18 protein-coding genes, 8 tRNA genes and 1 pseudogene are annotated in these 25872 nt (G+C 45.1%); 17 read left to right on the top strand and 10 right to left on the bottom strand.

The genetic code is table 11. The annotated features are described in order from the left end of the window. Positions 1-39: 39 nt before the first annotated feature. From KT990_RS05940 to KT990_RS05930, 3 genes are read right to left on the bottom strand one after another with little or no spacing between them, the layout of a single operon-like run. Positions 40-3147 carry an efflux RND transporter permease subunit gene (locus KT990_RS05940; protein WP_218209302.1) on the bottom strand — a complete coding sequence of 1036 codons (3108 nt, stop codon included), beginning with the start codon at positions 3145-3147 and terminating at the stop codon, positions 40-42. A 24-nt stretch (positions 3148-3171) separates the two neighbouring features. Continuing rightward, positions 3172-4299, bottom strand: a complete 1128-nt coding sequence (locus KT990_RS05935) for an efflux RND transporter periplasmic adaptor subunit (protein ID WP_100329131.1) — start codon at positions 4297-4299, stop codon at positions 3172-3174. A gap of 51 nt (positions 4300-4350) precedes the next feature. Continuing rightward, positions 4351-4998, bottom strand: a complete 648-nt coding sequence (locus tag KT990_RS05930; protein ID WP_180096939.1) for a hypothetical protein — start codon at positions 4996-4998, stop codon at positions 4351-4353. A gap of 287 nt (positions 4999-5285) precedes the next feature. On the opposite strand from KT990_RS05930, the gene pilG reads away from it, so the two are divergent. From pilG to KT990_RS05900, 6 genes are all read left to right on the top strand, one after another. Beyond that, positions 5286-5669: a twitching motility response regulator PilG gene (pilG, locus tag KT990_RS05925; protein ID WP_005097851.1), complete on the top strand. Its 384-nt coding sequence runs from the start codon at positions 5286-5288 to the stop codon at positions 5667-5669. Between the two features lie 27 nt (positions 5670-5696). Beyond that, a complete protein-coding gene (locus KT990_RS05920; RefSeq protein ID WP_005097847.1) occupies positions 5697-6065 on the top strand; it encodes a response regulator in 369 nt (122 codons plus the stop codon). Positions 6066-6070: 5 nt separating this feature from the next. After that, positions 6071-6607 carry a chemotaxis protein CheW gene (locus KT990_RS05915; protein ID WP_005097846.1) on the top strand — a complete coding sequence of 179 codons (537 nt, stop codon included), beginning with the start codon at positions 6071-6073 and terminating at the stop codon, positions 6605-6607. A gap of 46 nt (positions 6608-6653) precedes the next feature. Next, positions 6654-8726 carry a methyl-accepting chemotaxis protein gene (locus KT990_RS05910; RefSeq protein WP_005097845.1) on the top strand — a complete coding sequence of 691 codons (2073 nt, stop codon included), beginning with the start codon at positions 6654-6656 and terminating at the stop codon, positions 8724-8726. A gap of 168 nt (positions 8727-8894) precedes the next feature. Continuing rightward, entirely contained in the window at positions 8895-13358 is a 4464-nt protein-coding gene (locus KT990_RS05905) for an Hpt domain-containing protein (protein WP_218209301.1), read from the top strand. Between the two features lie 3 nt (positions 13359-13361). Next, positions 13362-13820, top strand: a complete 459-nt coding sequence (locus tag KT990_RS05900) for a hypothetical protein (RefSeq protein ID WP_218209300.1) — start codon at positions 13362-13364, stop codon at positions 13818-13820. A 65-nt stretch (positions 13821-13885) separates the two neighbouring features. Here KT990_RS05900 and dapE read toward each other — a convergent pair whose 3' ends face one another. The 3 genes from dapE to KT990_RS05885 all read right to left on the bottom strand — a co-directional run bounded on the left by dapE (position 13886) and on the right by KT990_RS05885 (position 16284). Beyond that, on the bottom strand, positions 13886-15022 hold the full coding sequence (gene dapE / locus KT990_RS05895; protein WP_159138274.1) for a succinyl-diaminopimelate desuccinylase: 1137 nt from the start codon (positions 15020-15022) through the stop codon (positions 13886-13888). 121 nt (positions 15023-15143) lie between these two features. After that, a complete protein-coding gene (locus tag KT990_RS05890) occupies positions 15144-15296 on the bottom strand; it encodes an entericidin A/B family lipoprotein (protein WP_004280704.1) in 153 nt (50 codons plus the stop codon). 112 nt (positions 15297-15408) lie between these two features. Next, a complete protein-coding gene (locus KT990_RS05885; RefSeq protein ID WP_218209299.1) occupies positions 15409-16284 on the bottom strand; it encodes a DUF1853 family protein in 876 nt (291 codons plus the stop codon). An 87-nt stretch (positions 16285-16371) separates the two neighbouring features. Between KT990_RS05885 and KT990_RS05880 the strand changes: the two are divergent. The 11 genes and pseudogenes from KT990_RS05880 to KT990_RS05830 all read left to right on the top strand — a co-directional run. Continuing rightward, positions 16372-16725, top strand: a pseudogene (locus KT990_RS05880) (YbaN family protein); the annotation flags it as partial. Between the two features lie 122 nt (positions 16726-16847). Beyond that, complete coding sequence (gene elsL / locus KT990_RS05875) at positions 16848-17381, top strand: cell wall-recycling L,D-carboxypeptidase ElsL (protein ID WP_218209297.1); 534 nt, start codon at positions 16848-16850, stop codon at positions 17379-17381. 492 nt (positions 17382-17873) lie between these two features. Continuing rightward, positions 17874-17949 (top strand) — tRNA-Val (locus KT990_RS05870). A gap of 28 nt (positions 17950-17977) precedes the next feature. Then, a tRNA-Asp gene (locus KT990_RS05865) sits at positions 17978-18054 on the top strand. A gap of 48 nt (positions 18055-18102) precedes the next feature. Beyond that, a tRNA-Asp gene (locus tag KT990_RS05860) sits at positions 18103-18179 on the top strand. A gap of 21 nt (positions 18180-18200) precedes the next feature. Next, a tRNA-Val gene (locus KT990_RS05855) sits at positions 18201-18276 on the top strand. 14 nt (positions 18277-18290) lie between these two features. Next, positions 18291-18367: transfer RNA gene (locus KT990_RS05850), tRNA-Asp, on the top strand. A 69-nt stretch (positions 18368-18436) separates the two neighbouring features. Beyond that, positions 18437-18512, top strand: a tRNA-Val gene (locus KT990_RS05845). A gap of 12 nt (positions 18513-18524) precedes the next feature. Further along, positions 18525-18601, top strand: a tRNA-Asp gene (locus tag KT990_RS05840). A 99-nt stretch (positions 18602-18700) separates the two neighbouring features. After that, positions 18701-18776 (top strand) — tRNA-Val (locus KT990_RS05835). Between the two features lie 71 nt (positions 18777-18847). Beyond that, positions 18848-19306 carry a DUF2750 domain-containing protein gene (locus tag KT990_RS05830; RefSeq protein ID WP_005097833.1) on the top strand — a complete coding sequence of 153 codons (459 nt, stop codon included), beginning with the start codon at positions 18848-18850 and terminating at the stop codon, positions 19304-19306. Between the two features lie 24 nt (positions 19307-19330). On the opposite strand, the gene KT990_RS05825 is transcribed toward KT990_RS05830, so the two are convergent. The 4 genes from KT990_RS05825 to yccS form a co-directional block, all read right to left on the bottom strand. Then, complete coding sequence (locus KT990_RS05825) at positions 19331-20125, bottom strand: YdcF family protein (RefSeq protein WP_218209296.1); 795 nt, start codon at positions 20123-20125, stop codon at positions 19331-19333. 95 nt (positions 20126-20220) lie between these two features. After that, the gene (locus tag KT990_RS05820; RefSeq protein WP_218209295.1) at positions 20221-22800 is read right to left on the bottom strand and encodes a PepSY domain-containing protein; all 2580 of its coding nucleotides are present in this window, start codon (positions 22798-22800) and stop codon (positions 20221-20223) included. Between the two features lie 170 nt (positions 22801-22970). Further along, a complete protein-coding gene (locus KT990_RS05815) occupies positions 22971-23531 on the bottom strand; it encodes a YcxB family protein (protein WP_005169724.1) in 561 nt (186 codons plus the stop codon). Between the two features lie 85 nt (positions 23532-23616). Next, on the bottom strand, positions 23617-25791 hold the full coding sequence (yccS, locus tag KT990_RS05810) for a YccS family putative transporter (RefSeq protein ID WP_074383432.1): 2175 nt from the start codon (positions 25789-25791) through the stop codon (positions 23617-23619). Positions 25792-25872: the final 81 nt, after the last annotated feature.

Raw genomic sequence — 25872 nt, 5'->3', positions numbered from 1 at the left:
TGAGCATTTGGGAATGTCACCTCATTGTGTTGCATTAAATTATGCCATGATTTTACGTGCCTGACGCAGCATAAAATTCTTAAAGTCATCTAGGTAAGTAAAGATCACTGGCACCACCACCAGGGTCAGCAGGGTAGAGGTAATTACCCCACCAATCACCGCATGCGCCATCGGTGCACTTTGTTCCCCCCCTTCACCTAGTCCTAGGGAAAGTGGAACCATGCCCATGACCATCGCGCTGGTGGTCATCAGAATAGGACGCAAACGGGTTTTACCAGCGGCAATAATCGCATCATAACGGTTTTCACCGCGATCCATGGCCTTCTTGATAAAGTCGATCAGCAGAATCGCATTCTTGGTCACCAGTCCCATCAGCATGATAATGCCGATAATCGAGAACAGGTTCATGGTCGAGTTAAACAGGAACAAGGCCAGAAACACTCCAATGAGCGACAATGGCAGTGAAGCCATAATTGCCGCAGGATGGATAAAGCTATTGAACTGTGAACCGAGCACGATATAGATAAAGACAATCGACAGGGTAATCGCGGTCAAAGCATAGCCTGCGGATTCTGCCATGTCGGCATTGGAGCCTTGAGTGTCGAAACTATACCCCGGTGGCATATCGAAATTTTCTTGCAAGCGGCTGATATCAGCACCGATGTCACCTGCAGGCCGTCCTGAAGTATTCGCCTCGACCAGAACCTCGCGCGCCAGATCACGTCGGTTAATTTGTGAAGCACCGAGTTTTTCTTCAAATTTGGCCACGCTTGAAAGTGGAACTAGAATTGGTTGATTATTGGCACCGGTTTTATTCGAGGTGATATACATATTCTGTAAATCGCTAGGCAAGCTGCGCTGGTCTTCGGTCAGGCGCAGATTAACATCATAGGTTTCACCTTTTTCATCCTGCCAGGTGGTGACATCATCACCGGCAATCAGTGGACGAACCACATTGGCAATCTGATTCACGGATAATCCTAAATCACTGGCCAAGACACGATTAATCTGTACACCGAGTGTCGGCTTGGGTTCTTTCAGTGAGGTTTCCAAATCGACAATACCGTCAATCTTGGCAATCTCTGTCATAAAACGATCGGAAATTTTTTGCAGTTCATCCAGGTCGGGGCCCTTGATCGAGATCATAATTGGCTTTTGACCACCCGAAACGGTTTCATCGGCAGATGCAACCGAGGTAATACTGATCCCGGCAACCGATTGCAGGCGTTGTCGAAACTCATTGTTGAGCTCGGTCAGGCTTTTTTCGCGTTCGATCCGTGGTGTCACGGTCACTCGCAGGCTGACGTGGTTTTTACCACGGTCAGTTACACCATTAATTACGCCATAAGTTGCTTTAACATCAGGGTGTTGACGGATAATCTGATCGACTTGTTGCAGTTTGGCTTGTGAGTATTCAAGCGAAGAATCTACCGGTGTTTCAAACTTAATGCGGATTTCGCCTTTGTCAGGAACCGGTACAAATTCGGTGCCAATCAGTTTCGATAATCCCAAGGCACCAAATAATGAAGCTACGGCAATCATTAAGGTAATGAATCTGAAGCGCAGCGCCAGTTTGAGCAGCTTTTCATAGACATGGCTTAAATTGTCCAGCTTGCCAGAAATCCAGCTAAAGAAACGTTTCACCCGTCCGGGTCTTTTATTTGGATCTTTTTTCTTTTCGGCCCAATGTGCAGAAAGCATCGGATCCAGGGTGAAACTAACAAACATCGAAATCAGCACAGCCACACTAACTGTAACCCCGAACTGATAAAAGAAACGACCAATAATTCCGCCCATAAAGGCCACCGGCAGAAATACGGCGACAATGGTCAGGGTGGTGGCCAGAACAGCTAAACCAATTTCTTTGGTGCCATCCAGTGCGGCAGTCACATGATCTTTGCCCATGTCGGCATGCCGGACAATATTTTCACGGACCACAATCGCATCATCAATTAACAGGCCAATACTCAAGGATAGCGCCAGCAAGGTCATCATGTTGATACTGAAGCCAAAGGCCCAGATGAAGGTCAAAGTACCTAATAAGGCGATCGGCAAAGTCAAACCGGTAATCACAGTGGAGCGGAATGAACCGAGGAATAGCAGAACAATCAGTACGGCAAGTACCGCACCTTCAATAATGGTGCGGGCTACATCGCCAATGGTGCCCCGGATACTTTTGGAAGAATCCACCACCACTTGCAAGGTCGTCCCCTGAGGAAGCTGGGTCTCAATACTTTCTAAAGTTTTGTAAGTTCTATCGACCACCTCAATCACGTTAGAGTCCGAGCTACGCAGGATATCAATCGCAACTGCGGTTTTCCCATTTAAAAAGGCGGCAGATTCTAGTTCTGCCTGACTGTCTTGGATCTCTGCGACTTGTCTCAGGAAAATTGGTACACCATTTTTATTGGCAATGATGAGATCGCCGAAGGCCAAGGGATGCAGCACTTTAGAATTGATCTCAATCACCAGTTCCGAGTTGCCAGATTTGAGTGTGCCACCTGGAACTTCAATATTTTCAGCCTTTAAGGTATTGATGACACTGTCTACACCAAGGCCAAAAGCTTGCAGTTTTTGCGGTTCTACCTGAATCCGGATCTGGCGCTGTGCATCGCCGAGTAAATTTACCGTTCCCACGCCGGCAACTGTGCGCAGTTGGGGCACAATCCGCTGATCCAGATAAGAACTGAGTGCTTTGATATCCATGTTATTGGATTCAAATACGATCGACATGACCGCATTTGCGGTTGGATCATAACGTTCGACAATCGGATCCTGAATTTCATCACGAAATTCAGCAGTCACAGAGGCAATTTTATCCCGCACATCCTGAGCGGCTGTGGTAGAAGGTACGTCCAGATTAAACTCAGTGGTGATCATCGACAGGCCTTCACTGGACTGTGAAATCACCTGTTTTAAACCAGAAATGGTATTGATCTGATCTTCGAGTTTCTTGGTTATTTCTGACTCGACCGTTTCTGGAGAAGCGCCCGGGTAGTTGGTATACACCACCACAAAGGGAAAATCGACATCGGGAAATTCTTCAACGCCCATCCGCTGCCAGGAAGCCAGTCCCAATACCATCAGACAGAACATCATCATAATGGTGAAAACTGGATACTTCACACTAATTCGGGTAAACCACATGTCAATGATCCTGTGTGAGGCGCTTTAGTTCGAGCGAAGTGTGACAGTTTTTTGTAGATCGGCTTCGCTAAATCTAATTCGGCTGACCCGATCGGTGCTTTCCAATCCTTTGACCACCGCAATATTGTCGTTATAGCGCTGTTCCAGTACCTGCACATTGACCTTGATAAGTTTATTCTGGCGAATCACCCAGACATAGGGTTTGTTCTGGATATCCTGCAGCGTATCTAGGGGAATAATCTGCCCACTGATTTGGCGTGAACTCAAAATATTGCCTTCTACAAAGGAACCGATACTTAAAGAAGGAATCGTTTCATTCGGTGTAGCAAAGAATTCGATCTGGCGACTGGCCTGATCGGCGATCGGGGAAATCCGGCTCATCACTGCAGTGAGCCGATTGGGATTGCCTTGAATGCTGTATTCGACTTGACTGCCTAGCCTTAAGTTTGATTGTAGGTCACTAGGCACGCGTGCCTGAATTTCCAACTGTTTAGGATCGACAATTTCAAACAGGGTTTGTCCAATCGCCACGGTTTGGCCAGGTTCCACCTGACGCTGGGTAATCACGCCACTGATCGGACTGGTCATGGTTCCGTCACGATCTGCTTTCTCGGCAATATCGACATTGGCTTGCTGGGCACGTACATTTTCCAGCTGTGCCTGATAATCGACCTGACTCTGTTCATATTCTACTTTTGAGATAAAGCCCTGATCGAGCAGACGCTTTTTACGTTGCATCATGTTTCGAGCCTGATTGGCCTGAGCTTGAGTAGAGGCCAGATTGGCACGTGCCTGTGCCAGTCGGGCAGCATTGTCCTGATTATTTAGGCGTACCAGCACCTGACCTTTGGAAACGGTCTGACCGACTTGGGCATTGACACTGGTGGCGGTGGCAGACACCTGCGCCTGAATACTGCTTTGATTGACAGCCCGAATCGTGCCGGTAAACGCAGTTTTTTGAACTGAGTTGCCGGACTGTACTGCAATCAGGTCTTGAGGAATGACTTCAATGGATTTGGGTGTTTCGGCTTGCTGTACGGGTTCATTTTTATCACAAGCCACTAACAACATATTTAAGCAAAGTGCACTCATGATCAGGATAGAGCGCGGAGAAGGCATATTTAAACCATGAGCATGTGGTGCAGTTTGCATAAGAGTCCTTACAGCTTATTGTGGTTTAAAACCAACACAAGCTATCTGTATTTATTCAAGTGCTTTTAAACGGGCGATAATTTTGTCGTATTCTGCTTCCAGATTTCGATAGCGACTTTGTAAAGATTGAATATTTTCTTTTTGGGAAATGAGATTTTTATGATTATTCTCAAGTGTGGTTTTCAGGTGTGCCGGTGGAGCCTTACCTTTACGTAAATATTCACGTTCTTGGCGTACAAACATCACTCGATCTTTTTGCAATTGCTTCATTTGTTCTTGCTGAAAATCAATTTGCTTTTTCAACTGTAGCAGACTGTCATTTTTTTTCTGTAAGGCGGTCTGACTATTATTGTACGCTCGCTTCAGTCTATTGTCTTCAGCGATCCGCTTGGCCTGTTGAGCACGTTGGGGAGCCTGTCTGATATCGGCTTCGGCATTATAAGGACGAGCACGTTTAATGACCTGCATATTCTGGTCAAGCGCTTCATAACCGTAACGGATATGATTGGGCGTCACATTAGTGCTGATATTGGCCACGCCTTTACTATCATAATAGCGGTACCAAGTGGCCTTTTGCTGGATTTGGTTATTGTTGGCACAAACTAAGGTCACCTGTAATAGTAACAGCACAGCAACAATGAATTGACCAGTCATTTTATTTTTATCAATGACAGCAAGTTTTTCTGAAAACTGACCCATCATTGGCTCCCTAAATTTAAAGTTGACTAAATTACTTATTTTAAAGTAATAATCTTGTTATATTAGACTTAAATTTACGAATTAAAAACTACCGTTAGTCAAAAAAAAAACATCGGCGTGGGTAAAATGTGAAGCTGTTGTTAAAAATAACTGATTTTGTCTACTTGTGTAGAAAATGTTCGTTGATAATACAAGTGACTTTATGTTAAAAATGTTTATCGATCGTAATAAAATAATCCTATGAGCCTTATGGCATAATAGTTTCTAAAATGGGAAGGGTTAAACAAATGGACGATAAATTCCAAAATCTAAAAGTTATGGTTATTGATGACTCAAAGACCATTCGTCGTACCGCGGAAACTCTTCTTCAGCGCGAAGGTTATGAAGTGATTACTGCCGTCGACGGATTTGAAGCTTTGTCAAAAATTGCCGAAGCAAATCCAGATATCGTGTTTGTCGACATCATGATGCCGCGTCTAGATGGCTATCAAACTTGCGCGTTAATTAAAAATTCTCAGAATTACCAGAATATTCCTGTGATTATGCTATCAAGTAAAGATGGTTTATTTGATCAGGCCAAAGGTCGTGTTGTGGGTTCAGATGAATACCTGACCAAACCTTTTAGTAAAGATGAATTGCTGAACGCAATCCGTAACCATATTAGTGCTTAATATTTGATTTTTTTTTGGGGAATTGGCATGGCACGTATCCTAATTGTGGATGACTCACCGACAGAAACTTTTCGCTTTAGAGAAATTCTTTCTAAACATGGCTTTGAGGTGATTGAAGCAGCCAATGGGGCCGATGGCGTCACCATGGCACAGGCTGAATTGCCTGATCTGGTCCTGATGGACGTTGTGATGCCGGGCGTAAACGGATTCCAGGCGACCCGTCAGATTGCGCGTGGGGCGACCACCAAACACATTCCAATTGTGATTGTCAGTACCAAAGATCAGGCCACTGACCGCGTGTGGGGCAAGCGTCAGGGTGCAGCAGACTATCTAACAAAACCAGTAGATGAAAAACAATTAATAGAAGTAATTAAGCAACACCTCAATGCAGGATAAGCTCTATGGCAGCAAATGGATTTATCGAATTGCTTCGCATTGCGAAACGGGGAAATAAAAACTACGTTTCCAATGACAATGAAGTGAACCGATGGTCGGGCATTGCTTTTGAGATGATGGGGCAATATTTTGTTGCTCCGCTGGGGGAAGTATCAGAAGTGATTTATCCCCCAAAATATACGCCGGTACCCAAGACACAAGCATGGGTGTTGGGTCTGGCGAATATCCGGGGAAGATTGTTATCCGTTTCTGATCTCACTCAATACGTATCAGGGCATAGCAGTCAGTTTTCACCGACTCAAAAAGTATTGTGCATCAACCATAATGACCAGTATGTCGGTTTGGTCGTAGATCAAGTTTTGGGTATACAACATTTCAATAAGAAAAGTTTCTTTTCGAAGAAATCTGAATTAGATGAAAACTTACAAGAATACTGTCAAGGATTTTTTCATCAGCACAACCAGCAGTGGCATGTGTTCTTATTCAGTCGTCTGTTGCAAAATCCAAATTTTATGAACGCATCTATAAAATTTATAAATTAAATGTCGCGCACGAAAGTGATCAAGGCGTCAACCGGGGAGAGGCTGCATGGGCTTTAAACTTAAAAAGAAAAATACAGGTGAAAGCACTGGCCGCAAAGGCGGTAATGCTTTTTTCACTAAGATTCAATCGCAAATAGATCAATTATCACGTGTATTTGGTGATAGTGAAAAGTCAAAACCGCTGATCTATGGGGCAGCAGGCTGTCTTTTAGCCGCACTGATCACTTTATTATATCTTTTTTATAGTGTGCCACGTAGCAACGAACTCACTCAAAGTCTGGGTGATTTACGTCTCCTCTCGCAAACGATTTCGCGCCAAGCAACTGAAGCAACCGCTTCGGGTACACCGGAGGCAATGAAAAACCTAACTGACTCGCAAAAATCTTTTGCTGAGAACCTTGAAACAGTTAAAAATATTCATTCAGATAATGAGGCGCTACAAGCTGTTGATAAACAGTGGACAGAAGTTTCTAGCGGTATTGATCTGATTACCTCGCAACAAAAAATCATTAACCAGTTATACGACACCAACATTGCCATTGGTGAAGCAATTCCCGGGATTCAGGCGGAATATAACTTGATGGTTGACCAGATGGCGCGTCAAGATATGCCATCGAGCCAGGTGGTGATTGCCAAGAACCAGGTGTTTATTGCAGAACGTATTTTACGTTCCATCAGTCTGGTATTGACGGGTAGTGATGGCTCTCGTGAATCGGCGGATGACTTTAGTGCCGATACCGAAACTTTCGGCTCTTATTTAAATGCACAATTGAATGGTTCTGTTGAACTGGGCGTACAGCGTATTGCTGATCCAGCAATGCGTGAATCTCTAGAAGGTATTAAGGCTGAATATGATGAAGTACTCGAATCAGCATCAGCAATTATTCTGAAGAACTCGACTGAAATTGTAAAAGTTCGTCAGGCCGCTGCGTCTATTTTTGCCCAGTCTGATGTGCTTTTAGATAACCTGAACAAATTATCAGGTAACTCAGGTCTTAAAACCGTTATTCCAGCCATCCTGTTGATTGCCTTGTTACTAGGTTTCTTGCTTTGTGTATTCAAATTGCTTTCTTTGCGTGGTGTATCGGATAAGCAGCGTGTAGGCCGTTTACAAGAAGAATATGACCGTAACCAGAATGCGATTTTACGTTTACTGGATGAAATCGCCGATCTTGCAGATGGTGATTTACGTTCATACGCAACAGTATCGGAAGACTTTACCGGTGCGATTGCCGACTCGATTAACTTTGCAATCGACCAGTTACGTGACCTGGTATCACGTATTACTGAAACTTCGCAAGAAGTTGCGCAATATACCGCGACCACACAGGGCATTACCAACCAGTTGGCTGAAGCCTCTGAACATCAGGCTCAGGAAATTGCCGGTGCTTCTGCGGCAATTAACGAAATGGCCATGTCGATTGATCAGGTATCTGCCAACGCCGATGAATCTGCTGTGGTAGCAGACCGTTCGGTACAAATTGCTGCAAATGGTGCGGATGTCGTACAACGCTCGATTGAGGGGATGGACACGATTCGTGAACAGATTCAGGAAACCTCAAAACGTATTAAACGTCTGGGTGAATCTTCTCAGGAAATTGGTAACATCGTTGCCTTGATTAACGATATTGCCGACCAAACCAACATTTTGGCATTGAACGCAGCCATTCAGGCGTCGATGGCGGGTGAAGCCGGTCGTGGTTTCGCAGTTGTAGCCGATGAAGTACAGCGTCTTGCAGAACGTTCTGCGTCTGCAACCAAGCAGATTGAAGGCCTGGTAAAAACCATTCAGACCGATACCAACGAAGCGGTTATTTCGATGGAGCAAACCACAGCCGAGGTTGTACGTGGTGCGAACTTGTCTAAAGATGCCGGTGTGGCACTGGATGAGATTCAAACCGTATCGAATAACCTGGCGAAACTGATTGCGAACATTTCTGATGCAGCGAAACTGCAGTCTGCATCTGCAGGTCATATTGCGACCACGATGAACGTCGTACAGGAAATTACTTCGCAAACCACCAGTGCCACCTTCGATACAGCACGTTCGGTATCTGAACTGGCAAATATGGCCGATGCATTACGTGAATCTGTAGCTGACTTTAAACTACCAGAATAAAGTTAGAGATGATGGGGAGAATGTGCCTTAATTACGATTGAGGCACATTCAAAAAATACAGATAAAGCCTCGACAAGATGTACTTAACCTCAAACGTTAGGTATTGCGTGACGGTCACAATTAAGTTTGAGCGCCCTTCTTGGCGGCATAACGTAAGAAGCATAAGCTATGAAAGAAATATTAAAAAATTTAGTTGAAACGACAACGCTTCCTGAAGATAGTTATCTTGATCAAGATGCAGAAATTCTTGAAATTTTTGTTGAGGAAATCGAAGAAATCTTCGTTGAGTTAAATGCTTTATTTCCAGAATGGCTGGTCAATCCAGATCATCAGGAAAATCTGAAGACCATTCGCCGCCATTTTCATACCCTGAAAGGTTCAGGTCGTATGGTGGGGGCAAAATCGGCAGGGGAAATGGCCTGGGCAGTTGAAGATACCCTGAACCGGGTCTTGTCCGGTTCAATTCAGCTGACAGCGACGGTGCAAAAATTTGCCCAAGCGGTACTGAATGTCTATCAATATGCTTTATATCCAAAATTCAAACATGTACAGGAATTGGATCTCGACCTGCGTCCAATGCTGCTGTTGGGACAACAATTACAACAAAACCTTTCACCTGAACCTGCGTTAGAAGAATTATTAGCATTGGCCGATCATTTGACTGCCGAAGGTCAGACCACAGGGCTGGAAATTGCAGATCATGACCTAAGTGAATCTGCTGCTATTATCGAAACAGCGCCGGTAGAAGTAGCGGTTCGCACTGATATTGAAGAAACCGTGGCCATCTTCATTGAAGAAGCCGAAGAGCATCTGGAAACGATTGCCACCTTCCTGCGTACTGAAGATGAAAAATCACAAGATTATAATGCCCTGATTCGTGCCATTCACACCTTGCGTGGCAGTTCATCGATGGCGCAGATTGAACAGATTTTTGAAGCCAGCTCTAAAGTTGAACAGTTATTTAAAACCTTGCTACAAGATGAAATAGTCTCGACCTCAAAAGAAACAGCCTTACTGATTCAATATGCCGAATTTATCAGTGACTATGTGCATTTATTAGGTCAGGGGGATACCGAAAAACTAGATGCGGTCTATGCCACTTTTGAAGCAGTCTGGAGTGATTATGGCTTTGCGGTCACTGAATCAGATGCGGTTCAAACCCAAGGTCTGGTGTCCAAACTGGTTGAGCTGGATATTGACCTGTTGCTCGATGCTGAGTTTGAATTCGATAAACGCGCACAAGTCGATTATCCGGAATATATCCAGGCACTGAGTCAACAGGCTGCAGAATTACTGGCGCATACTGATAGCCGCGCGGCCAAAGGAATTCATGAATTCACGGCAGATCTGAAATCGGCTTATGATGCCCTGCTTAAAAAGCCGGTGCTGTTAAACAGCAATTATGCTTATGAACTGTTTGCACAGGCACATCAGGAATTTATTCATTTATTTGATACCCTGGCTGCAGGACAGCGCGTCATTCTAAATGATGACATTCAAAAAACTTTAAGTGAACTGTCGGCATTTGTACAACAGGATCTTGAGATCTTTGCTGAAGAGACTGAAAAGTCAGGCGTTGAGCCGACCACAGATATTATCCCAACGGCTGACACCTTAAGCACAGGCAGCGTAGATTTTGCTGCCTTGAGCCAGCGTATTGCAGCCGATCGTCAACAGCGCGAGAGTGCTGAAACCAACCGTGATTTCGATGAAGAATTATTAGGTATCTTTCTGGAAGAAGCCGATGAATTGCTGGCAGGTATTGATGAAGATCTGAATACCTGGAGCAAAAAACAGGATGATACGACTTCACTGAACAATCTGATGCGTCATTTGCATACCTTAAAAGGTGGTGCAAACATGATTGCGGCTTCGCATATCGGTTTGATTGCCCATGAACTGGAAAGTATTTATGAACGGGTGATCCGTCAGCAGATTGCCGTAACACCTGCTTTAATCCAGATTGTCCGTCTGGTACAGGACAATGTGTCCGACCGTATTCAGTCCATTCGAGATGATGGCATTGATTATCCGGCGACAGAAGCGGTGGCAATTTTACAAAATATTCAGGCACTACTTTCTGGGCAAACGCTGGCTGCTGTTGAAAGCACAACTGCTGCATTCAACGTGACCGCGTTAGAGATGCTATCGACTCCTGAAGTGCCATTCGAAGAATCAGTGGCGACAGAGCAGCCTGCAATTGGTCTGGCTGAAACAGAAAAATTAGTTGAAACTGTTGAAACTGTTGAAACCCCTAGATTTACTGAAAATCAAGTTGAACGCTCTGAAGAAGATGAGCTGAAATCAATCGTTGAAGAAACCTTCCTCGAAGAGTCTGAAGAAATTCTGGCCAATGCAGAGAAGCTGCTCAATCAATGGTTTGATCAGCGTAGTGACCGTAGTTTATTACTCCAGTTACAGCGTGCTGCCCACAGTATTAAAGGTGGTGCACGCATGATTGAAACTGAAGAGGTGGCCAGCATTGCCTATGAGCTGGAAAGCACGTTCGAGCAGTTTGCGGTCTATCAATTTAACTCGAATGCCTATGATGGCTTGTTGCAGAAAACACTGGCATGGTTAAAACAGGCAATTTTCCAGCGCGATTATAGCAATTATGAACAGATTCAAAGCAGTCTGAAAAAGATCGCCTATGTCGATGTCACTGCGCAATTACCGGAGCGTCTGGCAAAAACAGAACATCTGGTGGTCAGCACCGACTTTGGTTTTGTTGAAGGCGATGGTACTGAACCGCCACAAATGATGGGTGAGTGGGCAAATACCGGCACTAGCGACAGCAATAACGAAATGATCCGTATCTCTGCGGATCTGGTCGAGAAAATGATTGACCTGTCGGGTGAGAACTCGATTAACCGTTCGCGTATCGAGATGGATCTGGGGCAGCTGGGCAATACCTTGAACGAGATGGAACTGGCGATCAAGCGTCTTGCCGATCAGTTACGTCGAATGGAAGGCGAGCTGGAATCACAGATTATTGCCAAACATGGTTCAGAGAACTCGCGTTATGCCGACTTTGATCCGCTGGAAATGGACCAATATTCCTCTCTCAACCAGCTGTCCAAATCACTGGCAGAATCTGCATCGGATTTAGTCGACTTCAAGAGTACGCTTGCCGACAAGATTCGCGAAACCGAAGGACTGTTATTGCAACAATCCCGTATTCAGGCGGAAATTCAGGAAAGCCTGATGCGTACCCGTCTGGTACCATTTGACCGGATGTTGCCGCGTTTACAGCGTATTGTGCGTCAAACATCGACTACCTTGAACCGTCCTGCAGAACTGATCGTACAGAATACCGAAGGTGAGCTGGACCGTAACATTCTCGAGCGTCTGGTCACTCCATTTGAGCATATGCTGCGTAACGCGATTGACCATGGTCTGGAAGATACTGCAGACCGTAGCGCACTGAACAAGCCGGAAGTCGGTTCGATTGTCTTGAACATCAGCCGTCAGGGTACCGATGTAATCGTGTCCTTTAGTGATGATGGTAAGGGGATCAATGCAGAGAAGATTCGTGAAAAAGCGCTGAGTCTGGATCTGATCAAAGCGGATCAAGTTATTGATCAGGAAGAAATCCTGCAATTTATCTTCCATCCTGGTTTCAGTACCGCGAAAGCAGTCACCCAGATTTCTGGTCGTGGTGTCGGTCTGGACGTGGTGCAAAGTGAAATCAAATCGCTGGGCGGCCATGTGTCAGTGAGCTCGGAACTGGGCAAGGGCACGGTCTTTACGATTCGCGTACCGACGACCGTAGCAGTCAGCGATGCCTTGATGGTGAAAGTAGGTGATCAGCAATATGCGATTTCTCTGGTGCAGATTGACCGAATTGTACGTATTGCGCCGACCACATTGGAAAGCTATTTCAACAGTAGAGATGACTATTTCAAGATCGATGGCGCAAACTATAAGCTGCGTTATCTGTCTGAGTTTGTTGGCAACCAGCCGATTCCACGTCTGAATAACGTTGGACATTCATTGCCGGTGCTGTTGATCAAAGGAAATAGTGGTCAGACCATTGCCTTACTGGTCGATCAGCTGGTCGGTTCACGAGCGCAGATTGTAGTGAAACCGATTGGGCAGCAGTTTGCCAATGTCGGAGTGGTGGCTGGTGCCACGATTCTGGGTGATGGTCAGGTCTGTCTGATTCTCGATGGACAGAATATTGCCCGCCAGATTCAGGCGACACAGCGTGTCAAACAGCTGAATGATCAGCGTGATGGTTCGCGTAATTCCAATGCACGTCGTCTGGTGATGATTGTCGATGACTCGGTGACTGTACGTAAAGTGACGTCGCGTCTGCTGGAACGTCAAGGCTATGATATTGTCACTGCCAAAGATGGCGTAGATGCGATCGAACAGCTCGAAAACGTCAGACCGGATCTGATGTTGCTGGATATCGAAATGCCACGTATGGACGGTTTCGAAGTGACCAATCTGGTTCGTCACCATGATATTCACCGTGACTTGCCGATTATCATGATTACCTCACGTACCGGTGAGAAGCATCGTGAACGTGCATTCAGCCTGGGCGTAACGCATTATATGGGTAAACCGTTCCAGGAAGCGGAACTGCTGGCCAATATCCAACAACTCATTGCTGAAAAACAGGGGTAATACATGAGTCAGACCAATTCAAGCAGTAAAATGGCTGATCAGATTAGCCAGCAGGAACTTCAGCATCTGATTACGGTATCGACCGGATTTATTGATGCCTATATTATTGACTGTCATGGCAAAGATCCGATGTTATTGCCACAAAACATTGTGCTGTCAGCGCTGGACAGCACTACCCAGGTCAAGACAGTGGAATGGCATGAAGCACAATTGCCAGTCTATGCCATCAATGAGCCTTCACGTCAACATGGCGTGGCACTGGTGATTGAAGGTGATGAGATCAATCAGCGTTTTGCCCTAATGTGCAATGAAATGCCGAAAACCATCCGGATTCGTATTTCTGAAGTGGTCGATGTCGATCAGCCGGTGAATGACCCTGCAATTTTCCAATATGTACGAATGAATGAACAGCTGTTCCATATTCCGAATATGACGAATATTCAGGCTACAATCGGGCTGTAATGCAAACTATCAAATATCAAAAAGGAACTCCATGGAGTTCCTTTTTTATTGCGTTATGAATTTACTTAATTGGCGAGTAAATTTACCAAAATCTGTTCATAAATTTCAGCCAGTGGCTCCAGATCGGCAATATCAACATGCTCATTGATCTGGTGAATAGTGGCATTTAACACCCCAAGTTCCAGTACCTGTGCGCCTGTAGGTGCAATAAAGCGGCCATCCGAGGTTCCACCAGAAGTAGAAAGCTCGGTTTCAGTGCCTGTGACATTTAGAATAGCGGTTTTAGCTGCATTGACCAGCTCGCCGACCGGGGTCAGAAATGGCAAGCCAGATAAAGTCCAGGAAATATCATAATCCACACCGTGACGATCCAGAATTTCCACAGTACGTGCTTTAAGTTCTTCGGCAGTCACTTCAGTTGAATAACGGAAGTTAAATAGCAGATTCATGCTACCCGGAACAACATTGGTTGCGCCTGTACCCGAATTGATATTGGAAATCTGGAAAGTGGTTGCCGGGAAATATTCATTGCCATGGTCCCAGACGGTGTCACACAGCTCGGCAATCGCTTTAGAGGCGCTATGAATCGGGTTCACTGCCAGATGCGGATATGCCACATGACCTTGTTTGCCTATTACCGTGAGATTGGCATTTAAAGAACCGCGACGGCCATTTTTGACAATATCCCCCAGTTTATGGGTACTTGACGGTTCACCGACCAGACACCAGGTAATTTTTTCATTACGCGCTTCCAGGGTTTCAATGACCTTGACTGTACCATTAATTGATGGGCCTTCCTCATCTGACGTAATCAGGTAAGCAATTGAACCTTTATGATTTGGGTATTTTTCTACAAAACGTTCTGTCGCTACGATCATAGCTGCCAAAGCCGTTTTCATGTCGGCACTGCCACGACCATAAAGTTTACCTTCACGGATTTCGGGTAAAAATGGATCTGAGTTCCAGTCATCCAGGTTGCCCGTTGGCACCACATCGGTATGGCCAGCGAAACAGAAGACCGGACCTTCTGTGCCTTTGCGTGCCCAGATATTATCGACATCTTCAAAACGCATGGATTCAATATTGAAACCAATCTTTTTTAAACGTTCCGCCATAATATTCTGGCAGTCATGATCAATGGGGGTGACAGAAGGCTGACGTAATAGTTGCAGGCTTAAATCGAGAGTAGCGGAAGAGCTCATGCGGTTTTCAACAGTCGATAATTTTCTCGGCTCTATAATAGGCGAATATCGGCTTGAATGTGAACGATCGATATAAAAAAACCCTATCTGAGATAGGGTTCTATGAGCATTTAAGAAAAAACTAGTTTTGACGGATTTCGTCAGAGGTTTTTTCAGCAGTATTGGTTACCGCATCGCCCGCCTTAGACACGTCTTTGCCCATACCTTTTACTGTGTTACAGCCAGTTAATACAAAAGCCATCATTAATGAAGCAGCAAGAATTTTTTTCATCATCATCTCCGTATAATCAATAATAAAATTATTATGATGTGGAACTTAGAGTAGAAAATATACGCACTAAAAAATATGTGGTTTTCATAGTGCTTCGGTTAATAAATGTAATGCTTTATAGGGGCTTATGTGATGGATACTGGCTTAGTACCGGTTGGCGATACATATAGAAGTCATTGCGATCGATTTTTTTATAGAGACCATCCGTCCACCAAGTCGCAGTCAAACTGCTTGGCTGGGCTTGCGGATAAATCCATTCATGCCGTTGCAGGCGATAGAACGCATCTTGTGCAGCAGGAATATGCTGTCCCCATAGACCTAGGCGACGCTCGGTATTGATCCAGGTGGGAATAGGCTGGTCAGCATGATGGGTCGGCAGATACAACTGTCCCTTCATCACACAAAAACGTTTTTGAATAGAATGTGCTAAAGCTTCATCAAATTGGAACTGTTTTTGTGTGAAATGGTTCATTTTTCTGATTAAGGTATCGGTGCGGTTCAGGCCGTACCAATGCGGCAGACTAAAATCTGCTTCGGCCAGATAATATTTCAGGGCAATTTCCCAGTGTTCAACCAGTCCGGTATCGGTATTAAGGACTAGGAAATCCAGTTCACCCAAGGTTTTTGCACCCTCAATTTGCTGAATACTATGACCGAGTAGCTGATAGGGATGATAAGCATCGTCGAGTAACCAGAACCAGACCAGCATTTCAAAGCGCAGCCCCAAACGCGTGCTTTTCAGTTGCTGCACAAATTCGATTAATTCTTCTGGATGCTGATCGAGAAATTCCAAACGTGGATGATACTGGCTAAGATATTGCTGCCAAGTCTGGCTGTCATGCAGCTCAAAGCGATGTATGAGTTCAAGCTCCTCGGGAATACCGGACAGAATATTCGGACTGCCGACAGCAAATGCCAGTTGCCGTACCAGAGGATGTTGATAACGATGCCATGCTTCTACAAAATTTTGGTTTAAACTGGAAAAAGACATGGTACAACCTGTGAAAAGTGCAGAAATACAACGGACAGTATCGGAAAACGCTTTATACTACCTGAATTCTGCGGTTAGGGTTGATGTATGAAAGTGTTGTTTTGGCGGAGTCTGGTGGTGCTGTTTGTGATCCTGGGCTTTATCGGTGCAATCCTGCCGGGTATGCCAACAACGGTCTTTTTGATTCTGGCTGCTTGGGCGGCATCTAAAGGTTGGCCACAAATGGATAACTGGTTATTGAACCATCCTAAATATGGCCCGACTTTAAGAGATTGGCGGGCGCATGGTACTGTACCGCGTAAGGCCAAATGGCTGGCCAGTATCATGATGCTGATCAGCGGGATTATCATGCTGTTTACTACCGCACCCTTGGCAGTAAAAGCCTTTACCAATATCACCATGCTGATTGTGGCCATCTGGTTATGGCGACGTCCTGAACCGGATCAGGTGATGCTTCATCAAGAAACGATTCATACTGAAAAAACAGAGATAAAGTTAAAGAAAACAGAGACAAAGTTAAAGAAAACAGAGTTAAATAAAGTAGATTCAGAGAATAACAAGTCATGAATACCTTGCATCTGGATCAAGCAGATATCCTGATTGATCTCGCCCAACAAAAACTGTATCTGCCCCGTCTAAACAAACAATATCTGATTTCCAGTGGTAAAAATGGCATTGGTGAAACTGAAAATAGTGGCAAGACCCCGCGTGGCTGGCACAGAGTTGCTGAAAAGTTTGGTCAGAATGCTCCCTTAAATAGTGTATTTGTCGCACGTCAGGCGACGGGTGAAATTTATAATGCCGAACTGGCAGCGGAATTTCCGCAGCGTGACTGGATCCTGACGCGCATTTTATGGCTGAGTGGCCTTGAAGCGGGTTTTAATCAAGGCGAGGGCTGCGATACCTATCAGCGTTATATCTATATTCATGGCACCCCAGAAACCGAAAAGATGGGAGAGCCGCTGTCGCACGGCTGTATTCGTATGCGTAATCCGGAGGTTGCAGAATTATTTGACCTGATCAGTGAGGATGCACTGGTTTATATTTCAGAACAGGCATTAGATCTGGGTAGACTGAATGTTTCGAAGAGCGAATAAAAGTTAGATTTTAAGATTATGTGAAAATGGTTTTGTTTTTATAGACTGAATCTGCTTGGTGGAGACAGCAGAAAAGGTTGATTAATCTGATCCAGATCGTATTTTTATCGCATAGAACGGGTTGAATCATCCTCTAAAGCTTAAATTTATCGCTATTTTCACATAAAAATAAATGACAATTGCAAGATTACATGAACACAACGTCGAGTATTTTAAAGCTTTGTATAATCCTTAATCAGAATTGCAATACATCGTATGTTTAGACTGAAACTTCGCAGGGCAAAACACAAAATTTCGCTTCTATTTTTATTTTGAAAATTAAAAAATTTCGGTAGAGACTTAAAAAATAAACAAAAAGTGTTGTTTTTTTTAACAAACAACCTATTTTTTAATCACTCACACCTAAAAAGTGGAAAACATTCCGAAAAGCGTTTGACAGGCTGTGCAGATTCTCTATAATGCACCCATCAAACGATGATAGACGTTTAGAAAGGGCGCTTAGCTCAGTTGGTAGAGCGTCTGCCTTACAAGCAGAATGTCGGCGGTTCGATCCCGTCAGCGCCCACCAAGCTCTTTCATGTTGAGACCTTATAGTTGCAGCGGTAGTTCAGTTGGTTAGAATACCGGCCTGTCACGCCGGGGGTCGCGGGTTCGAGCCCCGTCCGCTGCGCCACTTTAAGATCTTGATTTTCGTTTGCCACAATAGCGACATTGTGTAAATGCAGCGGTAGTTCAGTTGGTTAGAATATCGGCCTGTCACGCCGAGGGTCGCGGGTTCGAGTCCCGTCCGCTGCGCCATTTATATGATAGAACTTTTGAGGGCGCTTAGCTCAGTTGGTAGAGCGTCTGCCTTACAAGCAGAATGTCGGCGGTTCGATCCCGTCAGCGCCCACCAGATTCTTTTGCGATGCAGCGGTAGTTCAGTTGGTTAGAATACCGGCCTGTCACGCCGGGGGTCGCGGGTTCGAGCCCCGTCCGCTGCGCCATTTCAAAAGAAATTAAATTGAGGTTCCTGAGCCTGAATTTAATAAACTAAAGATTGACACTCTTTATCAGGGCGCTTAGCTCAGTTGGTAGAGCGTCTGCCTTACAAGCAGAATGTCGGCGGTTCGATCCCGTCAGCGCCCACCAGATTCTTACGATGCAGCGGTAGTTCAGTTGGTTAGAATACCGGCCTGTCACGCCGGGGGTCGCGGGTTCGAGCCCCGTCCGCTGCGCCATCCTAAGATGAGAAGCTTGGATTCCTGAGATCTGAGTGTTCAATATACCAAGACATTCCTTGTCTTGCGTCATTAAAAACAACGCTGTTGTTTTTCTCAGGGCGCTTAGCTCAGTTGGTAGAGCGTCTGCCTTACAAGCAGAATGTCGGCGGTTCGATCCCGTCAGCGCCCACCATATCTTTCTTGCCTAAACACTGAACATTTCATAGAATTTGAAGTCTATAATAATTTGAAGGTTTCACGACGATGAGAAATCCATATCAGCGCAAGGCAGCGACCAAATCTCAAACTACATACGACCCCCAACACCTTTATAAACAGTATATTGAATCGATTGTCGCGAATGCCGGCATTTTTGCGCTTTATCAGGATGGCTGGGCTTTGTGTGCGACCCCTACTGGACAGCGTGCATTTGCTTGCTGGCACAGTAAAGGTCTGGCTCGTCTGCTGATTAAAGACAATTGGGTGAATTACGATATTCAGGAAATTGGTCTCAAGGATTTTGTAGAGAAAGTGATTCCGTTTTTACGTCAGGAAAGTACCATTGTGTCTCTTGATCTGACGCCAGAAGGGCAGAATATTCTGGTGGCACCGGAAAAATTATTACTGGATATCAAAAATTATCTGTATCAGATCTATGTGCAAAAGCCGGAACTTTTTAAAAATCCGGATATGCCTTTGCCAAGACACATTCGTTTAAATTAATTTTCTTGTTGTTAAGCAGCTTGTTTATTGGAACAGTGAATATTCATTCAGCAGCCAGCCATTAATCAACGCAAAATATTCACGTAGCCATGAATGGTAGCGAGCATTCTGAGGAGTGCTGGCACTCAGACTGATCACTTGCTGATAGCCCTGATGTCTGGCAATAGCACGGGCACGCGGGCTATGAAAATCATTGGTCACAATCACAATGGGCTCATTTCGGCCAATATTCTGTTGTTGCAAGATCGCCTGAGAATATTGCAGGTTCTGTTGGGTGCTTCTGCTTTGATCTTCTAAGCGAATCGGGTTTTTGAGCTGCGGATAGGTCGTATGAATATAATGTTGCATGACTTCAGCTTCGCTTTGTCTTTCCCGGAAATTTCGTCCTCCGGTCATAATCATCAACGTATCTGGATATTGTTCTGCATATTTTGCTGCAGTATCCAGACGATTTTTTAAGATGGGTGAGGGTTGACCCTGGTTAATCCCACTACCTAATACCAGAATCGCTGTAGCCGGTTGTGCAGGAATATTCGAGTTGATCGACATCTGGATATAAGCGAAAAAAATCGCAACACTGATCATCCAGAGTAAAAATCCGCCCCAGAGACTGTTCCAGAACAATATTCTGAGTCGAGAATTTTGTTTCCAGCGCTGAATAGATGAAAAAAGCAGGGCATACAGGATCAGTGCCACACCAATGATGATAGACAGCATGATACCAAAATGCCTTTGATCCTGATTCAGTAACCAGACGCTATTGATACAGAGGATCAAGCCAAAGATCAGACTGAGACTTCGTTTAAGTTGATTGAGCATCCAAGTTTCCTTTTTTCTTATTCATATTTTTATTATTACTTTTGTATTTTCAAAAACCGGGCTATTGCGCCCGGTTTTTAGTATATCAGTTCATCTTAATATACATCACGGCGATAACGGCCATCCAGACGTAATTGATCGAGCAGCGTTTCACCAAGTATCTCGGTCAGGGCCTGATCGACATCACTGGCCATGCCATTGATGCTACCACAGACATAAATCACTGCGCCTTGGGCAACCCAGGTTTTCAGCTCTTCAGCCTGTTCCCGTAATTTATGATGCACATAGACTTTTTCCTGCTGGTCACGAGAGAACGCAAGATCCAGCCGTTTCAGGGTTCCCATTTGCAACCAGGCCTGAATGGTTTCTGCAAAGAAGAAATCATGTTCACGCTGACGTTCACCGAAGATCAGCCAGTTTTGGGTGTATTCCTGACGGTTACGGGAGCTGAGCAGACTCATTAAACCAGCAATACCGGTACCATTCCCAATACAAATGATCGGACGGTTATCATCAATCAGGTGGAACGATTCGTTGCTGCGAATGCGTAGCGCAATCGGTGCATTGAGTGCGGCATGCTGGGTTAACCAGCCTGAACCCAGACCTAGATTTCCATTCGCATCAGCTTGCTGACGTACCACCAGACGCAGGACTTGCTGACTTGGAATGCTGGCAATCGAGTATTCACGTGATGCCAAAGCCGGTAATTGCTTGAGGAGCTGATCCATTGAATCAAAAGGTTCTGCCTGAGTCAGATCACGATCCCAAAGCGCGCGCTCAATGCTTTGCTGCATAGAAGGCACTTGTGTGCCGGCAGCAATATTGTGTTGTTGCATAAATGCCTGAATACGTTCCGGACTGTTAGCTGGCTGAATCTCGGCAATATCACCTGCTTGCCAGATTGCTTCATGCTCAGGAATCAGTTCGATATTAAAGGCAGGAGCACCCAGACTACCTGGATTGAGGATTTCACGTTGAGTCAGTGTCCACTGATCAAAGGTTTTATCGATATCCATGGCTTGCAGTTCAAGGCGAGTTACTTGTGCCAGTGCAGTATTCCATTGCTGGATGTGCTCATTATTGGCATTATCCACTTCAATGGTAGTGAATAACTGCTGGGCACCATTTTGCTGCAACCACTGGTCAATACGGTGACCAAAACTGCAATAGCTATCCGGATATTCTTGAGAACCGAGCGCCAACACCGCATAATTTAAATGCCGCAAATCAGCTTTGCCAGACAGGATTTTTTTCTCAAAAGAAGAGGCCAGATCAGGTGCTTCACCTGTGCCATAAGTACTGGCAACAAATAATACTTGCTCAGTTTGCTGTAAATCGGCAAGCGTCAGTTGTTGTACCGCTTTTACTGTTGCCGGTTGACGTGCTTCCTGCAGGGCAGTTGCTGTACGCCAAGCCAGTTGTTCTGAGACACCTGTTTGTGATGCATAAGCAATTAGCCAAGGTTTGGCATTTTCATCTAAGTCAACTGGAGTGACACCCTGACGCGCTGCCAGCGTTAAGCGCTTCTGTTTACGACGTTTCAGATACAGCATCCAGCCTGTCACAAAGAATAATGGCATTAACAAGGCTGCGACCATGGCAAAGAACTGGTAGATCGGGCCGAAGAAGCTGCCACGATGCACCGGTAACATGCTGCTCATGATCTTTTCATTGAGCTTTTTATCTTCATAGAGCTCAACTTCTGTAAATTCGGCTGTCTGGTAATTATAAGTGGCACTGTTCCGCGCGCGTTCATGTTGGGCAACCGGATCGACAAAGCTGAGCTGCATGCTGCCGTCGGGTTTTTTGGGAAGATTAAAGGTTACTGTGGAATATTTATCTGAAAATTCAGTATTAAAGCCAGTCCAGCTCAAATCTAGCGCGCGGCTAATCTGTTCTGGATTCATGCCTTCTTCGCGTCCTTCACCACGTGGGCCGCGTTCGCCACCTTGACGTCCTTCACCACGATTATTGCCCGCATTGGCTTGCATGGTAGGCTGTGGACGTTCAACGCCGAGAACTTTAAACATCCCGCTACGCCACCAGTCATAGGACCAGTACAGGCCGGTACAAGCCAGAATCAGGTAGAAAATCACCACCCAGGTTCCCACAACAGCATGCAGATCCCAGATAAAATTACGGCCTTTCAGCTTGGGTTTTACAAAGAACCATTGCTTGATCGAATGACGCTTTGGCCAGCGCAGGTAAAGACCGGACAAGACGAAAAAGATCAGCATTAAAGTACAAGCACCGGTAATCTGTTTGCCGACCGGGCCAACCGTTAAATTACGATGCAGTTGCTGAATAAACTGGAAAAATTCCCGACCCTTAATTTCAGGCAAAACTTCGGCAGTATAGGGATTGATCAGGATGTTATGACCACGCCGTGCTCCCTCTTTGGCAATATTTACAGTACTTGAAGCACTTGGATCTTGTGCCACGCTAATACTGTTAATCTTCATCTCTGGAGTGGTATTTTGAAAATGCTGATACAGCTGAGCAGGCGTAAGTTTGTCACCTTGCTGAACCTGAACCGTATAACTGTCGTTATTTATCCATTTTAAGATTTGTTGTTCATAGGAATAAATTGCGCCAGTGACGCCCATCAAAGAGAGGATTAAACCTGCTGTAATCCCCAGAAACCAGTGGATTTGGAAAAATGTTTTTTTAAACATGGTCGTCAGATTAAGGGTGAGCTTTATAAAAGTGGCCAAATTATAACTGAACTTTAATACTGAATTATAGGTGTTGAGGATAATATTTATTCTCATTATCATTTATTGTTTTAGGATTAAAAAAACCTCCATGCCGGGGCAGGAGGTTTTTTGTTGAAACGTGTACAAGTTTAGATTTGTTTGGCTGCGCCAACTTCTGCTTCTAGATGCTTACGAATCGTGTTAAAAGAAAAGTTTTTGCTGTCCAGACGTTTAGGCAGGATATAAGCACCTTGCTGGCCTTTTACCTTGAAATTGACCAACATGAATTCTGGTGTGTTGTACCATTCATAAATGTCTTTCCAGCTGATCGCACCCACACCTTCCTGCATGCCCATTTTCTGACGCATGATGATACCGTGCGGTTGTACGCCCAGACGAACACCTTTGATTTCCTGTACCGGAAATTCATTCATCTTGCGTTTAACATACCATTCCAGACCAAAGGTACGGATCAGGTAATACAACACCACACAGGCAATCGCCACCCAGCAGAACACGGTTGAATAGTTCTTGAGAAGCAGAAGGCCCAGAATAGAAAGTGCAACAACAGCACCCATGATCAGCCATGCTTTCATGCCAATTTTATTGGTACTACGCCAGATCACCAGCTGAGCATGACGCTGCTCGGCTTCTGAAATTTCATAGTTCACAGGCTGTAGGGTATAAGCGTATAAATTTTTCGCGGTCATAGTGAAACTAGCAGATTTAAAACTGTAAAAAGTTTAGCATTAATTGTACCAATTCAGTGAGTATATTGTTCCAAAATCATCCAAATTATAATGAACCGAGTTCTGTTGCCTGTTCATCACGCTCATGACTCAAACTTTGTTTCAATTGGCTCAACTGGTTTAAAATACTGAACATTAAAGACAGCTGCTGCAAAATGATCAGAGATTTCTGATCTTGTTCCTGATCATGTGACAGGCGCTGACGAATATGGACGATCATATTTTGCGCCCTTAAATCGGGCGTTTCGTCTCGTAATAATGCACCGCGAATGTTCTCTAATGCATTATCCAGTAAATTCAGAATGTCCTGATCCTCAATTCTTCCCCGGTGCGCACCCAGCGCGGCGATATAACTGATAAAGGTATGGTTCAGACACAGGAACTCAAAGGCCAGCGATTTTTGTACCGGATCAATATCCGGTTCAGTGGCCAGGGTCGAAATGAGTGAAGCCACCTCTGCATCGGTATTGTGGGCAGCACGGCGCACAATCCGATATTTCAGGCCATTATTACGCCCCGATTTATATTGCTCGATCACTTCACTTAAATAGTCCGCTTCTGCCTGCAAGCTGCGTTTGATACTGCGCGGCAAACGTCGGAACTTCCAGTCCGGGAAAATAAAGCTGACCCCGAACCAGGCAATGGCACAGCCAATCAGGGTATCAATCATCCGCGGGATAGCCGCAGCAAAGCCCATACCATCCAGATTGAAGTTGATCAACGCAAGAATCGTGATAAAGGCCGTGGCTTGGGCATACTGTTTACTACGCAATTCAAAGAACAAGATCCCGCTGAACACCAGCAGTAATAATTGTCCTTCGACAGAAGGTACAAAATATAAAATGGCATAACCGAAAATAATACCGACCAAGGTACCGACAATCCGCAGACGTAAACGCCGTTTGGTGGCGTTAAAGTTTGGCTGGCTGACAAACAGTGCAGTTAATAAAATCCAGTAACCATATTCAATATTGCTGACCTGTACAAAGATATAGCTGATCAGCAGCACAATCGACAGGCGGATGGCATGCCGGAACAGCACCGATTCTGGGGTGAGATGCTGTTTAATTCGAACCTTGATGTCATCCCAGCCTTTCAGGTCATCATCTCTGAGCTGGTTTTCAATATGTTTAAAACGCTCGGCTTTGATACTTTGCTCGGTTTCCAGGTTACGTAACTGGGCATCAATCGATTTCAGGTTCTGAAATAGTGAAAATAAGGCATTAATCCAGACCTGATCATAATGCTGATCCTGACGTAATTTCTCCAGAGACAGCCGAAGATTGTCAAAAGCATGCTTGAAGCGTTTGTTATGTACATAAGGCTTGCGCAGCAGCAAACTTTCGCTCAGGTCCTTGCAGGCTTTGCCCTGAATCGACATGATGCGCTGAAAGCGGAACAGGATGTCGCTGTGCTGGAAAATCTTGGCCAGTTTCTGATAATCAATATGGGCTGAATCGGCACGTTCATGAATATCCTGCGCCACAAAATAATATTGCAGACTGCGACGGGTATCTTTTTGCCCACGGTCGCCTTTTAGACGGGTCAAGAGCGCCGTTTTCATTTCGTTAAAAATGGCAATCAGTTTGCCATTTTCAAGAGAAAGATCAATCATGCTCTGCTGATAACTGGTCGGGGTCATGTCCACATCAAACAGATTGGACTTGGCATATAAAAAGTCACCAAGCGAAGCATAAGAGGTGGCAAGCTTGTCTTGTGCCAACCGGGCAGGGAAGACCAGGAAGCTGAGCGTCGACAGAATGCCGTACCACATCGCACCGATGACCAGCAAGCCGGCCTGCTTATACCATTCATCGAACAGTTCGACACCCAGCATGGCATAGACGGAAACCACCAGACAGCCATAAGAAATTGTGGCATAGCGCCTGCCAAGGGAGCCAAGCAGAATCAGGCCAATACAAGAAACAATCAAGGCCAAGGCGAACAGCGGCGGATAAGGATAGAGCAGATAAACGCCAACCGCAGTAATAAAGAAACCCATGTAGGTATATAGCAGATTGAGAATACGCACCGAAAAGCGGTCATCAATATCGCTTAAACCGGCTGCGACCACGCCTAAAGTCAGGGGAATCGTCATCAATTGTTGCCCCATAAAATAGGGAACAAAGGCGGTACCTGCAAATGCCGTCATCATTCGCAGGTTATACATCAAGGTCGTATTATAGGTGGTTTGCTTGAGACGAGTGAGCCAAGATTTCAAAGGTCGTCCTTTATACTGCAGTCTTACAGGTGAATCTGAATATGCCAATGAAAAATAGTAGGTTTATAAAATTTCATTTCA

Origin of the sequence: Acinetobacter sp. F9 (assembly GCF_019195275.1) — a bacterium.
Classification (GTDB): Bacteria; Pseudomonadota; Gammaproteobacteria; order Pseudomonadales; family Moraxellaceae; genus Acinetobacter; species Acinetobacter pseudolwoffii.
The sequence above is the reverse complement of the archived record's forward strand: the minus strand, read 5'-3'. Positions and strand labels throughout refer to the sequence as shown.

Bases quoted from the DNA above. Each gene is read 5' to 3' on its own strand.
- KT990_RS05820 (WP_218209295.1), bottom strand. From the start codon at position 22,800: ATGTTTAAAAAAACATTTTTCCAAATCCACTGGTTTCTGGGGATTACA.
- KT990_RS05920 (WP_005097847.1), top strand. From the start codon at position 5,697: ATGGCACGTATCCTAATTGTGGATGACTCACCGACAGAAACTTTTCGC.
- KT990_RS05915 (WP_005097846.1), top strand. From the start codon at position 6,071: ATGGCAGCAAATGGATTTATCGAATTGCTTCGCATTGCGAAACGGGGA.
- KT990_RS05825 (WP_218209296.1), bottom strand. From the start codon at position 20,125: ATGCTCAATCAACTTAAACGAAGTCTCAGTCTGATCTTTGGCTTGATC.
- KT990_RS05900 (WP_218209300.1), top strand. From the start codon at position 13,362: ATGAGTCAGACCAATTCAAGCAGTAAAATGGCTGATCAGATTAGCCAG.
- KT990_RS05905 (WP_218209301.1), top strand. From the start codon at position 8,895: ATGAAAGAAATATTAAAAAATTTAGTTGAAACGACAACGCTTCCTGAA.
- KT990_RS05935 (WP_100329131.1), bottom strand. From the start codon at position 4,299: ATGCAAACTGCACCACATGCTCATGGTTTAAATATGCCTTCTCCGCGC.
- KT990_RS05930 (WP_180096939.1), bottom strand. From the start codon at position 4,998: ATGGGTCAGTTTTCAGAAAAACTTGCTGTCATTGATAAAAATAAAATG.
- elsL (WP_218209297.1), top strand. From the start codon at position 16,848: ATGAATACCTTGCATCTGGATCAAGCAGATATCCTGATTGATCTCGCC.
- KT990_RS05815 (WP_005169724.1), bottom strand. From the start codon at position 23,531: ATGACCGCGAAAAATTTATACGCTTATACCCTACAGCCTGTGAACTAT.
- KT990_RS05890 (WP_004280704.1), bottom strand. From the start codon at position 15,296: ATGATGAAAAAAATTCTTGCTGCTTCATTAATGATGGCTTTTGTATTA.
- KT990_RS05940 (WP_218209302.1), bottom strand. From the start codon at position 3,147: ATGTGGTTTACCCGAATTAGTGTGAAGTATCCAGTTTTCACCATTATG.
- KT990_RS05910 (WP_005097845.1), top strand. From the start codon at position 6,654: ATGGGCTTTAAACTTAAAAAGAAAAATACAGGTGAAAGCACTGGCCGC.
- dapE (WP_159138274.1), bottom strand. From the start codon at position 15,022: ATGAGCTCTTCCGCTACTCTCGATTTAAGCCTGCAACTATTACGTCAG.
- KT990_RS05885 (WP_218209299.1), bottom strand. From the start codon at position 16,284: ATGTCTTTTTCCAGTTTAAACCAAAATTTTGTAGAAGCATGGCATCGT.
- pilG (WP_005097851.1), top strand. From the start codon at position 5,286: ATGGACGATAAATTCCAAAATCTAAAAGTTATGGTTATTGATGACTCA.
- KT990_RS05830 (WP_005097833.1), top strand. From the start codon at position 18,848: ATGAGAAATCCATATCAGCGCAAGGCAGCGACCAAATCTCAAACTACA.